Consider the following 16103-nt stretch of genomic DNA (forward strand, 5'->3'; position numbering starts at 1 on the left):
CAGCTTTCGAAAAAAGGCAGTTAAGCAGCCTAAAAACTGCTTAACTGACATTAACAAACGACTTTCGTCTTGTCGAATTAATACGTTAACACTATTTAGCTAGCATATTCACAGCCATAATAACCAGCAGCCCTGCAAAGATTTTCTTGATGGTAGAGACAGGTAAATGATGCGTTGCTTTTGCACCTAATGGCGCGGTAAACCACGAAGTACAAACAATGCCAAACAAGGCAGGCAAATAAACAAAACCAGCAAAGCCTTCTTCTAGCGCAAAGTACTGACTACCTGAACTGATGTAACCCACTGAGCCAAATAACGCAATGACAATACCGCACACCGAAGCACAGCCAATGGCTTTTTTCATATCGACCGAGAAAAACGTAAGTAACGGCACAAGTACCGCACCACCGCCAATGCCAATCATGGCAGAAAGCCCCCCTGTGATGGTTGTATAAAGTGTTAAAAAGCTTTTATTAGGTAGCGAGCGTGTTGTTTGGCTGTCGTTTTTACTGCTGAAAATCATTTTTAATGCAATAAGCACCACACTCAAAGCAAACACTATTCGCACCACATTTGCGGGTAATAGCGAAGCCAAAAAGCCACTGATAAGGGCGCCTAGTGCAACCCCAGTCATCACCCACGGAGCCAATTGCCAAGGCACATTGCCATTTTTATGGTGAGCGATAGCTGATGACGTTGAAGTAAAAAGAATTGAGGCGAGCGATGTAGCAATCGCCACCAGCACCACTTGCTCTGCAGGTAACACCTGAAAGTGCAGCAAGATCATGCTTAAAATAGGCACAATTACCAGGCCTCCACCTATTCCTAATAGCCCAGCTAAAAAGCCCACCCCGCTACCAAGTATGGCGCAAGCGATAATAAGCACGATTAATTCATTCATTGTATTTGTCTGTGTTGTTGGTTTAGGGAGACGAGTATATCAACAATAAAGTATGAGGTTGTTCTCAAAAGTAGGGTTAAGTATTGAATATTACTCACGTTTTATATGAAATTACTGCAACTCTAACAAATCAATCTAGAAATCTAGACGTCCAAAGTGACTTTAAAGCATTTTTTCACTATCTCTTTCTAAATGTTTTACTAAAACAGCAAATATTTATGAATCTGCCTCATGTTTTACCTGAAATAAAAACGTTTTTCTTCATGCTGCTGAGCACATATAAATAGATACCCAAGCCACCTCAAGGTTAATGACCTAGCGATTTAAGGAAGGTGAGCAGCAATCATTTATCTCAGGACTTTTGGATACATTGCCATGAACAACGATTTCAGATTTACAATTAAAAGCATTTGCCTCGACGAAAATTATCATCCGTCAAACAGCACACGACTGACTACAAACTTTGCGAACCTAGCTCGCGGTGAAAGTCGCCAGCAGAATTTGCGTAATGCATTAAAAATGATTGATAGCCGCTTTAATGCGCTAGCAAACTGGGATAACCCGCAAGGTAACCGCTACTCTGTAGAGCTTGAGATCATCTCTGTTGATCTAGAAATTGCACAAAGCACAGAGGCATTCCCGTCAATTGAAGTGCTAAAAACTAATATCATTGATCACCAAACTAATGAACGTATCGAAGGTATTGTTGGTAATAACTTCTCATCTTACGTCCGTGATTATGATTTTAGCGTACTGCTGCTAGATCATAACAAAGAGAAAAGCGAATTTAGCATTCCCGAAAACTTTGGTGACTTACACGGTAAACTCTTTAAATACTTTATTGACTCAGAGACTTACAAACAGAACTTTAAAAAACCACCGGTTATTTGTTTAAGTGTGTCTGATAACAAAACGTACCATCGTACAGAAAACCAACACCCAATTTTAGGTGCTGAGTACCAACCAAATGAGTCGTCATTAACCGAGCAATACTTTAAAAAAATGGGCTTGCAGGTGCGCTATTTTATGCCACCAAACACAGTTGCTCCGCTGGCGTTTTATTTCTTTGGTGACTTGCTGAACGATTACACCAACTTAGAGTTGATCAGCACGATTAGCACCATGGAAACATTCCAGAAAATCTACCGTCCAGAAATTTATAACGCCAATGCCGTGGCGGGTAGCTGCTATCAACCAAATTTAAGAAACGCCGATCACTCTATCACGCAAATTGTTTACGACCGTAAAGAGCGCAGCCAATTGGCGATTGCACAAGGTAAATTTACTGAGCAACACTTTATTAAGCCTTATCAATCTGTACTTGATAAATGGTCTGCCAACTACGCGATTTAAAGAGAGTAAAAATGAAAAAGTTATTACCAACATCGACAGCAGGCAGCTTACCAAAACCAGCTTGGCTCGCTGAACCTGAAACCTTATGGTCGCCTTGGAAATTGCAAGGCGCAGAACTTATCGACGGCAAACAAGACGCGCTGCGTGTTGCCTTGCAAGAGCAACAACAAGCTGGCGTTGATATCGTGAGCGACGGCGAGCAAACACGCCAGCATTTTGTGACGACCTTTATAGAACACTTAAATGGCGTTGATTTTGAGAACCGTAAAACAGTGACTATTCGTAACCGTTACGAAGCAAGTGTTCCGAGTGTGATTGGCCCAGTATCACGCAGCAAATCAGTGTTTCTTGAAGACGCCAAGTTTTTACGTTCGCAGACCAAGCAACCAATAAAGTGGGCGCTGCCAGGGCCTATGACCATGATCGACACCTTGTATGACGCCCACTATCAAAGCCGTGAACAACTAGCGTGGGAGTTTGCCAAAATTCTCAACCAAGAGGCGAAAGAGCTCGAAGCTGCGGGTGTTGATATTATTCAATTTGATGAGCCTGCGTTTAATGTGTTCTTTGATGATGTTAATGACTGGGGCATTAAGTGCCTAGAAAGAGCAATCGAAGGCTTAAAGTGCGAAACCGCCGTACACATTTGTTACGGCTATGGTATTAAAGCAAACACTGATTGGAAACAAACACTGGGGAGTGAATGGCGTCAATACGAAGAAGTATTCCCAAAACTTCAAAAGTCGAATATTGATATCATTTCGTTGGAGTGCCACAACTCACGCGTCCCCATTGAGCTATTAGCGCTGATACGTGGCAAAAAAGTGATGGTGGGTGCCATTGATGTAGCAAGCAATGAAATTGAAACCCCTGATGAGGTGGCACACACATTACGCGAAGCCCTTAAATATGTTGATGCCGACAAGCTTTACCCATGCACAAACTGCGGTATGGCCCCCCTCCCTCGCCAAATAGCAAGCGCCAAACTCAGTGCATTGAGTAAAGGCGCAGAGATAGTCAGGCGGGAGGTTAAAGAGGCTAAGGGCTAGGAGCTAGGAGCTAGGATTAGTTAGCGAGTTACTAGGGGAAAGGGGAAGGGTTGAGGTTCGAGTCTACCTCAACCCTTCTCGCCACAAAGCCCGAGAACTTAATCCCTCGAGCCATTTTTAACCTTTAGGGTGTTTAAACTCGAGTAAGTCCCATTTATTGCCGTATAAATCTTGAAACACCACTACGGTGCCGTAAGGCTCCTCTCTTGGTGATTCATTAAATACAACACCTTTACTTTTCATGCTGTTGTAATCACGCCAAAAGTCATTGCTGTGTAAAAACAAAAATACTCGACCACCGGTTTGATTGCCAACAGCGTGCATTTGCTGTTGATTCCTGGCTTTTGCAAGTAGCAGGTGTGTACCGTTAGAACCTGGTGGCGAGACTAAAACCCACCGTTTTCCCTCTCCAAAATCAGTATCTTCCATCAATGTAAATTGTAATTTTTCGGTGTAGAAGGCTATGGCTTCATCGTAATCATTTACCACCAGTGCAACACTGCCGATGTGTTGCTTTATCTCATTTTTCATAGTCAAGTCTCTAAACTTTTTTGCTTAGCTTAACTGTATCACTGACATAGTAAGTTGTAGAACGCAGCTTTAAAACTGCGTTCTATGTTTTTTATCACACCCATGGTGCAAGTGGGTCCGCTTGTTCCATAATCACATTGTATTCTGGTGCTGGTGGGTAGATAAGTTCATTCGTGATCGATATCTTAATTTTCTTTGCTTCGTCTTTTACTGATTTCACGACCTGTTCCCAGCCTTCAGTATAAACAGCTCCCCAAGAGCCTAAATCTAGACACGTTACGTAGTTTTCTTGTTTATAAGGTAGTGGCTCTAAATCAAGTAAACTTGCAGCTACGTTATGACCTGCAAATTTTCCCATTAAAATAGAATGCTGACATGTCATTAAAGCATGATTTCCTTTATCGTCAGTCTTAGCATAGGCCACATCACCAGTTGCAAAAACGTTCTCATATCCATTAACTTTTAATGACGACTCAACGTTTAATCGCCCTTGTGGACCTTGGCTTTTTTGAAACAAATTGGTCAATTCATTCGCTTGTACACCAGCTGTCCAAATAACAGTGTCTGCTAATATTTGTTCACCAGTAGAAAGAGTTAAACCCTCTTCAGTAATTTTTTCAATCTGAGTGTTCAGCATCCAAGTAATACCTAGCTCATCACTCGCCTGCTTTATTACTGCTTGTAATTCAGGACTGTAATTTGAGCCAATTTGCTCATTGCGTTCAACCACAATGACATTTATGTCTTTATCCTCACCAAACATTGCTTTGAGTCTAGCTGGCAGTTCAGTAGCCATTTCGATACCAGTAAACCCGCCGCCACAAACAATGACTGTATTTCTTGATAGTGAAGCTGGTTTTTGAGCCAAGCTCTTAAGATGTTGCTCTAGCGTTGCTGCTGTGTCTATTTGGTCTAAATTAAATGCATAGTGGTCGATACCATTTACCAAGTCAGTTCTTAAATTTGAACCAGAAGCCAGTACCAATCTGTCATATTGCTTAAACTGAGGCAGCTGATTTTCATCTAGGTAGTGGATTGTTTGAGAGTCTGAGTCAATGTTGTTAACGCTTCCAGTGATAAATTGCACATCCATAGTATTAAACACGGGAATTAATGGCGCAATCATTGAGCTTACATTTTCTTCATAGAGTCTTGGTCTAACTCGTAGCTCTGCAATGGGTGCAATAACACTAATTGAAATACTTTCAGCTTGATTAAGTTTTGCTAAACGCGCTGCACTCAATGCTGCCCACATGCCAGCAAACCCTGCACCAATAATCACAATTTCTTTATTCATTTGAGTCACCTTTTTATAGTTTCTGCTTAAAAATTTTGAGCAGCATACAAGAAAAAATAAACTGCGACAACTTTAGTCGCAGTTTATTTTTTTATATTTTATATTATCCTTAGGTAAAATAAGTTGCTTACAGGCCAATACATACAGGAGAACTAATGGCTTTTTACAGCTCAGGCGTTGAATATGGCATTCATTGCTTAGTGAATATGGTGGATGAAAATGGTGTTTCTCTAGATATGTCTGTCAGAGAAGCGGCCAAGTTACAGGGTGTGCCTTATGATTACTTGGGCAAAATTTTCACTAAGTTCTCAAAAGCTGGCTTAGTAACTAGTTCTGAAGGACGAAAAGGTGGATACAAACTTGCAAAAGCACCTGATGAGATTAGCGTGTTAGATATTGCACAGGCAATCGACGGTAAAAAGTCTATCTTCGATTGCAAAGAAATTCGCCAAAACATGGATATTTTCTCAGACCAAACCCCCCAATGGGCATGTGAAGGTATTTGCGGTATTAATGCTGTGATGAGAAATGCACAAGCTATGATGGAGAAAGAGTTAGCCAAACACACTGTATTTTCACTTTCTCAGCAAATTCATAATAAGTCTCACACATCCTATGCAATCGAAATTCAGCAATGGTTTGGAAAACAGCGTGGCCATCAATGTGAAGATCAAGCGTAAGACTATTAAGACGTTAGCCTACTTTTGCATAAGTAGGTTATATGATTCTAATTAATGAACGAAACCCTAGAAAATATCCAAAAATGAGAGGCAATTGGAGCCAAATTTACAAGGAGGTGATGGCAGTGAGATTACATCGCTTTCTTATATCGCTTCTCGTTCTTCGCAAATCGTAATTTTTTCGTGTTTCGTTCCTCATGAAAATTTATCAATAGCACGGCATAGCTGCTACGTCGTAGGCATGAAACGTGTTTCGCGCGTCTTAAAACCGACCCCTATCGATAAATCTCTACCGACTAACCCCCTACATCCTCATCTAATACTTTTAAACGAACCCACCAAGGTAGGATTAATCCAAAAGAAGCAAAATTGAGTTGGCTATTTAACTATTTTTTGCTAAATTTTAGTTGTACCCAATGGATGGGCTAAAATTGAGGGATTAATATGAACGAATTTGATATTTTCATCAGAAATATTGTCTTAGATTGCATTCGTGAACAAGGAACTTGCAGCAACCTTTGCCAAGAAGATGATCAATTAACTTTCTATGTTGACATTGAAAATCACGATAATGTGATAGCTCGCAAGCAATTTAAGGTCACTTATCCAATTAGCTACTCTATTAAGTCAGCTCTCATACATGAAATTGATTTACTTAGATATTTAGATTCAGGTGAAATCAGAACACCGTTTACGACCGACATTGTCGAAGTTCTTAAATCTGAGTTACAAGCGTTTATGTTTAGCAACAAACCCCGTGGCGAATACCATATTTGCTAATCACGAGTTATAGCCTTATAAAAGCGATTTATCAGGCTTATAAAGCCTAAATGGTCGATAATTACATGCTTTTGAAAGAGCCTCTTTTCGCAATAACGACTAATAAACGCAATTTCATTATCAAATATGTTGAGACTTATATCCGACCAAAACGAATTAGCCATTCAACTTTTCTCTGTTTTTGAAATAAATAATCCGTAATATGACAATAGTCATAATTCTGTAATTTAACTGATCAATAATTGACGCTAATTTAATCAGCTAACGTAATGAAGAAGTAATGGACAGTGCCTTGGTGCAACTTTCGTTTGCACTCCCCTCTAGTGAAGATCCTTTATGTGCTGCACTTGCGCATACTATGGAATATGAACAATTGCATTTTGCGGCTAATGAGCAAAAGCATGTTGTATTTTGTTGTGTGCTGCCAGATGATGCCCATGAAGGTGATGTGATCTCAATCAGTGCAACACGCCCTGATGCCCGTGAGTCAGCGTATTTTACTGCGCACACTTTAACGCAACACGATCTAGAACAGCACGTTATTATGCTTACCTTAGAAAACGTTACTCACAGTGGTGAATTTGTATTGCAATTAATGCTACACGGTATGCATGCAACACTTAAAGATAGCGCCCAGTTTGATGTCAGCATTGCAGCGAGTACGTCACCAGAACTGTTAACTTCTGAGCAAGCTAAAAACCATGGCTTACGCCATTACATCAGTCATATTGGCGCAAGCTTTTTAGCCTTTTTCTAGGCTCTAATCAGCAAAGCTAATTTTACCCATGGTAATATCGGGGATCCCTTGCTTGGTATTACCAAAGCGTTGTTGTCCACCCGACAAACATTCGTTAGCTAAAATAGCAAATAACACAGCCTCTTTTGCATCTGGATTTATACCCAACGAATCAGTGTTATTGATTACTGTAAGTTCTGGGCAATGAGCCAAAATAACTTGCATTAATAATGGATTATGAACCCCACCACCACTGGCGTATACAGCCACATCAGTTAAGCCTTCACTGCATTGGTTAATTGCTTTGGCAATCATGACTCCTGAAAACTGCACTAAAGTTGCCATAACATCAAAGTGCGATAACGCTTGCGTATTTGAACGTGCTTGTGCCGCTGCTAAATAGTCTAGATTAAACACTTCTGGGCCTGTGGTTTTTGGAAACCCTAAACCAAAAAATGCATCATCACACAGCGCATTGAGTAAAGCTTCATTTACCGTACCTTTTGTTGCAATAGCGGCATCTTTATCATAATGAAGTGGTGCGAAGTAACGCTGAACATAGGCATCCATAATGGTATTGCCTGGGCCAATATCAGAGCTAAAAACCGCTCGTGCATCAGCAGATTTTGGTAAGTAGGTTAAGTTGGCAATGCCGCCCATGTTTAACAATATGCGGTTTTCACTAGTACTTGTGAAGTACAAATAATCACCATATACAGCAAGCGGCGCACCTTCACCACCCGCTGCTATGTGTTTTTGTCGAAAATCACCTATGGTGGTAATGCCTGCAGTCACGGCTAAATGATCGCTATCACCAATTTGTAAAGTTGCATTGCCATATTCTTGTCGCTTGTGTTGGTTTTTAGGGCAGTGATAAATAGTTTGTCCGTGGCTGGCAATCACATCAACAAGTTCTTTTGCTACTCCCCAGCTGGCTAACGTTTTGGCAACCATTTCACCATGTAATTGGCCAATCCAAGGGTTGAGTAAGACGACTTCTTCAAGATCACACTCGCGCTTGGCGAATACGCGTTTTACACGCATTTTATAATCATCGTCGTAGTCAACCGTAGTAAACTTTAATACTTCTACACGAGTGTCCATACCCTGCCCTGATACTTCACACAGCGCAATATCAAGACCATCTAACGAGGTACCACTCATTAGACCAATTATTAATTTTTTTTCTTTCTTAGCGCTTAAATACAGTTTTTCAATATGTTGATGCATAAATAAATCACTTAAAATCAGCTTATTAGATGTAAATAAGCGGGTTGATGGTATGGAATAGTTTATATTTTAAAATAATAGATTTAAAGAATAATTATTGCAAAGACTTTTAAATTGCTTTAAAACTGTACCGGTGAGCTCCCCAAAAGGAGAACACAGAAGCATCATAACAAAAAGTATGACTCATTAAATTAACTAAATGGTCTAGGTCACACACCAACCTGCGTTGATTTAAATGATAAAACGCAAGGGAATCATCATGAAAGCAAATACATCTACAGGGCATCGCTCACTATTGCTGCTCTCACCTTTAGCTCTCGCTGTAAGTTCAGTAATAAGTTATGCCCACGCAGAAGAAGCCACAGAGGCGAAAAAACCTGAAGTGATCACAGTTACAGGTTCACGTATTCAACGTACCGAGCTGGTCTCAAGTAGCCCAGTGGTTAGCGTTGATGAAGCACAAATTCATCTAGACCGTGCTGTAAACGTTGAAGATATTACAGCAAAATTGCCACAAGCTGCAGCAGGTGCAAACAGCACAGGTGCCACAGTCGGTGACTCATTTGGCTCATCAACCATAGATTTACGCGGTCTTGGCCAAAACCGTACATTGGTACTTATTGACGGCACTCGCGCCGTACCATTTAGTTTTCGTAATTCGGTTGACGTAAATACCATTCCTGCCGGGTTAATTAAACGCGTTGATGTCTTAACAGGTGGTGCAGCAGCGGTTTATGGTGCTGATGCCGTAGCCGGTGTTGTTAACTTTGTTCTAGACGATGATTTTACTGGCGCCGAGTTCTCAACTAGCTATGAAAGTGCCGACGGCGGTAACGAAAAGCTTAACTTCGAGGCTATTTTTGGCGGTGATATCGCCGATGGCCGTGGTCATGTAACAGGCTACATTGGCTATACCGAACGAAAAGAGCTATTAGCCGGTGAACGTGACTATGCACTTGAAAACTCAACGGCGATGATAAACAGCGGTGGTTATTATACTGACGTTGCATCTGGCAACAGTATCGGTATTGCAGATTCAGGTGCTGTAACAAGTGAGCGCCCAACAGCTGATTTCACACCTGATCGTTATTTAACTCAACCGATGGACCGTTTTTCTGCGGGTTTATTATTCGACGTTGATGTCAGCGACAGTGCCATTGCCTATGGTCGCGCAATGTACTCTAAAGTTACCGTTAATGGTGCTGGCGCAAGTGGCCAAACCCCAATTTTTGTTAACGAGCAAGTAACCCTAACCCAAGACAATGCATATATTCCTGATGAATTACGTGATCAACTAACGTTTGACAGTGAAGGTAATGCCCTTGTTAATGTTGAGCGCAACTTAGGCTTAGGTGTACAACACACCGAAGCTGTGCGTGATTCAATGCAATTTCAACTAGGTTTAAAAGGCGATATTACTGACTACCTATACTATGACATATATGGTCAGTACGGAAAAACTGACGAAGTAGCAACCATTTACAATAACGCTTACCGTAATGATAACAGTGGTAATAGCCGCTTTGCTGCCCTTGCAAACTCTGTAGATATTTTTGATCCCAACCACGACTTCAGTGGCTTTAGTGATCCGCTGCTTTATACCACCCGCGACCGTACACAAAGTGTGATCTCAGCCACGTTATCTGGTGATTCTGGTTTCTTATTTGAGTTACCTGCTGGTGCTATCGACTTTGCAGTCGGTTATGAATACCGTAAAGAAACCGGTAAACAAACACCGGGCGATGCATTCAGAAATGGTACTAGCTTTGCTTCTATTAGCGCATTTGATATGGATGCAAGTTTTAGCTCAGAAGAGTTCTACGCTGAGGTATTGGTGCCAATTTTGGTTGATCAACCATTTGCCGAAGAGCTTAGCTTTGAAGGTGCATACCGTATTTCTGATTACTCAAATACCGAAGCTGAAGATACTTACAAGTTAGGGATCAACTGGGCGATTAACAGTGACATTCGTATTCGAGCAAACCGCTTAACCGCATTTAGAGCGCCGAACTTAGGTGAGTTTGCCAGCCCAATTACAGCTCTTTCGTTATCGTTATTCGATCAAAACAGCGATCAATTTGTACCAAGACTAGCAGGGCGTTATAACGGCGATCCATGTTTACTGGGTACCGGAGATGCAACCCAGTGTGCTGCGTTTGGTGCACCACCTGTTGGCACTGAGTTTGATTCAAGCACGGCAGAATATACCTATGGTGGTAACCCGAATATTAAACCTGAGCAAGCCGAATCAGACACCTTGGGTATTGTTTATACACCTAGCTATTTAGAAGGCTTTGATTTATCACTCGATTACTACAGTATTCGCGTAACAGATGCAGTAAGCCAAATTCAGCCTGGTGCTGCACTACAGAGCTGTTATGTTGACGATCCAAATCCGAATAACCCATTGTGTGGTGCGGTACTTCGTGATCCAAACACTGGTTTTATTAGCACAGCCATCGTTAATGACTTTAACTTAGCTGCAATCGAACAAGAAGGTATCGATGTTGCAGCAAATTATGTGATTGATGCACCAGAGCAAATGGGTGGTCGCTTTAGATTCTCTTACCAAGGTAACTTTGTTACTAAACAAACACGCCAAAACAACAGCACTGTAGCCGAAGTAGACTGCAAAGGAACCTATGGCAGCGCCTGTTCAGGTGACTTTGCGAGTATCTTACAAGCCGACTATAAACACCGCGCAAGCATTGATTGGCAGTTAGATAACATGAACTTCCAACTAGGCTGGCGCAGAATCGGTGAAGTAGAGTATGCTGTCGAGCGTTCAGAAACAATCTCAGCACAAAATTACTTAGATTTTGCCGCTGCATGGCAAGTTAATGAGGAACTTGCTGTTAACTTTGGTGTCGATAACTTATTAGACCGTGAACCGCCAACACCTGAGGTAGGCGCAAACCACTTTAACACCGTGAGTGATTATAGTGTGATTGGCCGCTCAGTGGGTGTTTCTCTGAGATATGCTCCAAGTTTTTAATTAATCCTACTGTTTTAGCTACACAGGATTGATCCCCTCAAGCGCACCCTGCCCGGTGCGCTTTTTTATTTCAAGTAATAACTACTTTAAGAGTAAAAAGGGACAACGAACAAATTGTTGTTTAAGATATGAGCGACAGAAGCTACAAGGAAGATGCTATGCTCAAATCAATAAAGTCAAAAATTCCATTTATTTTTCTAATTAGTATTAGTCTTTTTTGGGGCATTTATTACCAAGGAAATCATCCACTGAATGACTTTGGGAATGCAAACTTTGAATGGTTATACCTACTAGATGCACTGATAGTATTACCTGTACTTTGCTTAATATTAATTAAAAATAAGAAAGAAGCGGCTTTAAAAGCAGTGGTATTATGCTCACTCGCTATTTTAATCGGGAGTTATATCATTCCCGAACAAAACAAGTTTTTAATGAATTACTTAGAGCATGCTCGTTATGGGCTTTTAGCTTTGATTGTAATTTTAGAGCTCAGCGCTCTCATAACTGTGTATCTGGCAATAAAGTCCGCTTTAAGCCAGCAGACCGATCCAGATATAGCTATAGCAAGGCCAATTAACAAGCTTTTCAAACAAAACGCAATTGCAAACTTTTTATGTTTCGAAACACGGATGTGGGCTTTCTTATTTTACGCTAAACACATTAAACCAAGCTATTTCACTGGTGAACAACATTTTAGTTACCATAAAAAAGATGGATCACAAGCTAACTTGCTTGGCTTTATTTTTATAATCTTATTAGAGTTGCCAATGATGCACTTCTTTTTGCACTTTATATGGTCACCATCAGCAGCAAACATTATCACTGGTTTAACTATTTTTAGCCTTTTATTCTTTACTGCAGAGTACCGTTCGGTTGCAAGGCGTCCTGTTTCTATTAGTAAATCGCAACTCATTATTCGCTATGGGCTATATCCTGCATACAATATTGCTTTAGCAAATATCAAAACTATTGATTTAAATACCGGTTTCATTGCACGCGCTCGAACAATCAAACGCTATAATTACTCTGGCTATCCAAATATTAAAATCACACTTAAAGAGCCCCAGAATGATATCGACACTGTTTTTCTAGGATTAGATAACCCTCATCATTTTATAGACTCCACTAACAAGGAACAAAAACATGCCATTTAACGAGCAAGAACGCAGCGCGCTTTTAGCACTTAAAGGTGTGGGGCCTACGGTTCTAAAACGTTTTGAAGAAATGGGCATTGAATCATTTGAGGAGTTAGCTGGGTTTGATGCAAACACCATTGCTGAGCGAGTAGCGTCAATGCTTCATTCAAGTTGTTGGCAGAATAGCCCGCAAGCAAAGGCGGCAATCACCGCCGCTATTGCGCGAGCAAAGCAAGGCTAAAGCTCAATCACTTCTATTGCACCACGTTTTTGCATGGTGACATACACTCTGCTTTGCATATCGTCGAAGGCCAAATTAGTTGGATGCTGACCCTTTAACTTATAGCTATTTAACACCTTGCCGCTAGGCGAGACTTCAAGCACCTTTCCAGCACCATAACGAGTAATAAACACATGTCCTTGATTATTAACACGCATACCGTCCAAGCCATGATCAGCAAACTTAATCAAAACTTTTTTATTACTTATGTTTAGGTTCTCATCCAAGTCATATTGCCAAACAACTCGCTGCACACTCTCATTCACATAAAGCTTAGTATTTTCCTTGTTAACAGCAATTCCATTGGTGGTACCCATGTTTTCCTCAAGCAATTTAGTGCTGCCATCAGCATTAATACGCCACAATTGACCCGTTTCGTTCACCCAGTTAGGGTCACTTGCAAACAGCACCCCAGTTTTAGTGATAGCAATGTCATTGGGTTGATTCATGTTGCTATTATGAGCGAAAACTTCTGCTTTATTGCTGCCTGCAGGTACTTTTAAAATATTGTGGTTAACATAATCGGCAATAAACAAATTACCGTGTGAGTCAAACTGTAGGCCATTGCCAATGCTATCATTTGGCAAACGAACAAATAACGAAGTTTTGCCCATGTTGTCTACGCGGCCGATAGTTCCTTGCTGAGCATAGTTCACCGCATATAAGGCACCGTTATGCATAGTCGGTCCTTCAACGCCTTGCGTGAAAACGTTATCTTTAACAAAATCTTGGCTATCAACAGCAAAGGTTAAAGGTGAGCTTAATAGTAATGTAATAGCCAGTGGCTTAAGTAATTTCATGGGCTATCCTTTTACTCATTTAAACTCGTGTAAACCGCTAAAATCGGGTATTCGTTTTCACCAAAAGATAAGGTCAATGAGCGTTTTTCGCCATCATCTAACTTAATACCTTCGTCAAAACTCAGAGGGTGTACACGACGCCCATCAGCAAACAACGCCATAATATGGTCGGCCTGTAAAATACGCGAGCCTGATGCTTTATTTTCAATAGTCACAACAGCTAAACGGCGACCACTTTCACTGCTCATTAATACACTATGGACAATGCTAAATTGGCTCTGTTTAGGATAACGCTTGGCATCATTCTCAAATGAAAAAGCACTGCCAGAGAGCATCACTGGATCCACTGACAACACATCAGTATTTGCTTGAGTACTGGTTGCAAAAAGCGCTGAAAAAAATAGTAAAGTACGCTTCATATCAATCCTTTAATGAGCTTAAACTAAATTTAGCATACACCGTTCCTAATTCCCGTGCAAAACTGATTATTGCAGCTGAGGGATTGTCATTATTTATATAGTTACAATTTCATTGTTGAATTTTGTTCCTTTGTCCTCACAACATTAGTAAACCTCTTTTTTACACCTGGCAGTAGGAGCCAAGTATGTCTGATGTTCAAAATCGTCAATTTATTCTAGCCTCCCGCCCAAATGGGCAAGCAAACGAAAGTAATATTCACTTAAAAACAACCTCCATTCCAGCCCCTGAAAAGGGTGAGGTTCTGTTAAGGACCATATATTTATCTCTTGACCCTTATATGAGAGGTCGAATGAGTGACGCAAAATCTTACGCCGACCCTGTAAAAATTGGCGATGTGATGGTTGGGGCAACCGTGTGTCAGGTAGAGCAATCAGCTCATCCTGATTTCACTGAAGGTGAGTGGGTGCTCGCTTATACAGGTTGGCAAGAATATGCAATTAGTAACACTGAAGGTCTAATGAAACTTGGTGAGGCCCCCAGTAACCCATCATATGCACTTGGCATTTTAGGAATGCCAGGTTTTACGGCTTACATGGGGCTGCTTGATATTGGCGAGCCAAAAGCTGGAGAAACTGTTGTTGTCGCGGCAGCAACAGGACCAGTAGGTGCAACCGTTGGACAAATAGCAAAAATCAAAGGCTGCAAAGTTGTTGGTGTTGCAGGTGGTAAGGAAAAGTGTCGACACGCCGTTGAGAACTTAGGTTTTGACTACTGCATTGATCATAAAGCCAATGATTTTAGTGAACAGTTAAGCAAAGCATGTGATAACGGCATTGATGTTTACTATGAAAATGTGGGTGGTCATGTATTCGATGCTGTTTTACCGCTGTTAAATACTAAAGCACGAATCCCTCTTTGCGGCTTGGTATCACAGTATAACGCAACTGAGTTACCTCCAGGTCCAGACCGTTTATCAATGTTAATGGGGCAAATACTAACTAAGCGTATTAAAGTACAGGGCTTTATTGTTTTTGATGATTACGGCCACCGCTACGCAGAGTTTGCCAAAGACATGCAAGCATGGCTTAGTGAAGGAAAGATCAAATATAAAGAACACATGGAGCCAGATTTTACAAATACTTTAAATGCCTTCAACGCGATGTTAAATGGTGAAAATTTCGGCAAAACAGTTGTTCAAGTGCAGCAACCTTTATAACTTTATTAAATACTTAGCGCTGCAGAGCAGCGCAACTTAAAAGGATTACTTATGATAAAACTTCACCACTTAAATAAATCACGTTCAAAACGTATTATTTGGCTACTAGAAGAGCTAGGTGTCGATTACGATATTGTTGCTTATCAACGTAACCCAGAGACATTCCTTGCACCTGATGAACTAAAAGAGATTCACCCTCTAGGTAAAGCGCCGGTGCTTGAAGATGGCAAAAAGATAATTACCGAATCAGGGGCTATTACTGATTATCTAATTACTACTTATGGTGAAGGTAAATATATGCCAGCCCCAAAGTCTGATGAGTATTTTAGTTATCAGCAATGGCTTCACTTTGCAGAAAGTTCAGCTATGGTGCCTTTATTACTAAAACTGTTTATCACTAAAGATGGTTGTAAAACTAACTTTATAGCTGATTATGCTGACCATGAAATTGGCAAAATTTTGAGCTATGTAAATCAGCAATTAAAAGGCAAGCAATACCTTGTTGGTGAGACGTTGACTGGCGCTGACTTTATGATGTCTTTTGTTATTGAAAAAGTCGCCGAATCTGGCGTGCTAACACACTTCCCAGAATTATCGCGTTATCTAGAACAGCTCAAAACACATGAAAGCTATCATACAGCCAATGAGTTAGAAGAAAAATACGGATGATAATAGACAAAGGTACGTTATAGTGCCTTT

Annotated in this window: 16 protein-coding genes; 10 read left to right on the forward strand and 6 right to left on the reverse strand. The window is 40.8% G+C overall.

The window, feature by feature from the left end; translation table 11 throughout:
- Window positions 1-91: 91 nt before the first annotated feature.
- Window positions 92-901 carry a sulfite exporter TauE/SafE family protein gene (locus QUE86_RS17600; protein WP_286260777.1) on the reverse strand — a complete coding sequence of 270 codons (810 nt, stop codon included), beginning with the start codon at window positions 899-901 and terminating at the stop codon, window positions 92-94.
- Between the two features lie 375 nt (window positions 902-1276).
- Between QUE86_RS17600 and QUE86_RS17605 the strand changes: the two genes are divergently transcribed.
- Together QUE86_RS17605 and QUE86_RS17610 are read left to right on the forward strand one after the other, a co-directional pair.
- Window positions 1277-2254: a DUF1852 domain-containing protein gene (locus QUE86_RS17605; protein WP_286260778.1), complete on the forward strand. Its 978-nt coding sequence runs from the start codon at window positions 1277-1279 to the stop codon at window positions 2252-2254.
- Between the two features lie 11 nt (window positions 2255-2265).
- The gene (locus QUE86_RS17610; RefSeq protein WP_286260779.1) at window positions 2266-3303 is read left to right on the forward strand and encodes a methionine synthase; all 1038 of its coding nucleotides are present in this window, start codon (window positions 2266-2268) and stop codon (window positions 3301-3303) included.
- 117 nt (window positions 3304-3420) lie between these two features.
- On the opposite strand, the gene QUE86_RS17615 is transcribed toward QUE86_RS17610, so the two are convergent.
- Window positions 3421-3834: a VOC family protein gene (locus QUE86_RS17615; protein ID WP_286260780.1), complete on the reverse strand. Its 414-nt coding sequence runs from the start codon at window positions 3832-3834 to the stop codon at window positions 3421-3423.
- Between the two features lie 94 nt (window positions 3835-3928).
- The gene (locus QUE86_RS17620; RefSeq protein ID WP_286260781.1) at window positions 3929-5131 is read right to left on the reverse strand and encodes an NAD(P)/FAD-dependent oxidoreductase; all 1203 of its coding nucleotides are present in this window, start codon (window positions 5129-5131) and stop codon (window positions 3929-3931) included.
- Window positions 5132-5286: 155 nt separating this feature from the next.
- On the opposite strand from QUE86_RS17620, the gene QUE86_RS17625 reads away from it, so the two are divergent.
- From QUE86_RS17625 to QUE86_RS17635, 3 genes are all read left to right on the forward strand, one after another.
- Window positions 5287-5811 (forward strand): RrF2 family transcriptional regulator, encoded by a 525-nt coding sequence (locus tag QUE86_RS17625; RefSeq protein ID WP_286260782.1) that lies wholly within the window; start codon window positions 5287-5289, stop codon window positions 5809-5811.
- Window positions 5812-6255: 444 nt separating this feature from the next.
- Window positions 6256-6591: a hypothetical protein gene (locus QUE86_RS17630; protein WP_167657388.1), complete on the forward strand. Its 336-nt coding sequence runs from the start codon at window positions 6256-6258 to the stop codon at window positions 6589-6591.
- A 280-nt stretch (window positions 6592-6871) separates the two neighbouring features.
- Window positions 6872-7348 carry a hypothetical protein gene (locus QUE86_RS17635; protein ID WP_286260783.1) on the forward strand — a complete coding sequence of 159 codons (477 nt, stop codon included), beginning with the start codon at window positions 6872-6874 and terminating at the stop codon, window positions 7346-7348.
- A 3-nt stretch (window positions 7349-7351) separates the two neighbouring features.
- Here the strand turns inward: QUE86_RS17635 and QUE86_RS17640 are convergent, their stop codons facing one another.
- On the reverse strand, window positions 7352-8557 hold the full coding sequence (locus QUE86_RS17640) for an anhydro-N-acetylmuramic acid kinase (protein WP_130052910.1): 1206 nt from the start codon (window positions 8555-8557) through the stop codon (window positions 7352-7354).
- Window positions 8558-8816: 259 nt separating this feature from the next.
- Here QUE86_RS17640 and QUE86_RS17645 point away from each other — a divergent pair, with 259 nt between their 5' ends.
- From QUE86_RS17645 to QUE86_RS17655, 3 genes are all read left to right on the forward strand, one after another.
- Entirely contained in the window at window positions 8817-11552 is a 2736-nt protein-coding gene (locus QUE86_RS17645) for a TonB-dependent receptor domain-containing protein (protein WP_286260784.1), read from the forward strand.
- A gap of 158 nt (window positions 11553-11710) precedes the next feature.
- Window positions 11711-12706, forward strand: a complete 996-nt coding sequence (locus QUE86_RS17650; RefSeq protein ID WP_130052912.1) for a hypothetical protein — start codon at window positions 11711-11713, stop codon at window positions 12704-12706.
- The gene (locus tag QUE86_RS17655) at window positions 12696-12929 is read left to right on the forward strand and encodes a helix-hairpin-helix domain-containing protein (RefSeq protein WP_167657384.1); all 234 of its coding nucleotides are present in this window, start codon (window positions 12696-12698) and stop codon (window positions 12927-12929) included. Before QUE86_RS17650 ends, QUE86_RS17655 begins: the two co-directional genes overlap by 11 nt.
- On the opposite strand, the gene QUE86_RS17660 is transcribed toward QUE86_RS17655, so the two are convergent.
- Together QUE86_RS17660 and QUE86_RS17665 are read right to left on the reverse strand one after the other, a co-directional pair.
- Window positions 12926-13768, reverse strand: a complete 843-nt coding sequence (locus QUE86_RS17660) for an SMP-30/gluconolactonase/LRE family protein (protein ID WP_286260785.1) — start codon at window positions 13766-13768, stop codon at window positions 12926-12928. The genes QUE86_RS17655 and QUE86_RS17660 overlap by 4 nt on opposite strands.
- 11 nt (window positions 13769-13779) lie before the next feature.
- On the reverse strand, window positions 13780-14187 hold the full coding sequence (locus QUE86_RS17665; RefSeq protein ID WP_130052915.1) for a hypothetical protein: 408 nt from the start codon (window positions 14185-14187) through the stop codon (window positions 13780-13782).
- Between the two features lie 185 nt (window positions 14188-14372).
- Between QUE86_RS17665 and curA the strand changes: the two genes are divergently transcribed.
- Window positions 14373-15404: an NADPH-dependent curcumin/dihydrocurcumin reductase gene (gene curA, locus QUE86_RS17670; protein ID WP_130052916.1), complete on the forward strand. Its 1032-nt coding sequence runs from the start codon at window positions 14373-14375 to the stop codon at window positions 15402-15404.
- Between the two features lie 51 nt (window positions 15405-15455).
- Window positions 15456-16073, forward strand: coding sequence for a glutathione S-transferase family protein (locus tag QUE86_RS17675; protein ID WP_130052917.1), 618 nt, complete (start codon window positions 15456-15458; stop codon window positions 16071-16073).
- Window positions 16074-16103: the final 30 nt, after the last annotated feature.

Origin of the sequence: Pseudoalteromonas apostichopi, from assembly GCF_030297135.1 — a bacterium.
Taxonomy (GTDB): Bacteria; Pseudomonadota; Gammaproteobacteria; order Enterobacterales; family Alteromonadaceae; genus Pseudoalteromonas; species Pseudoalteromonas apostichopi.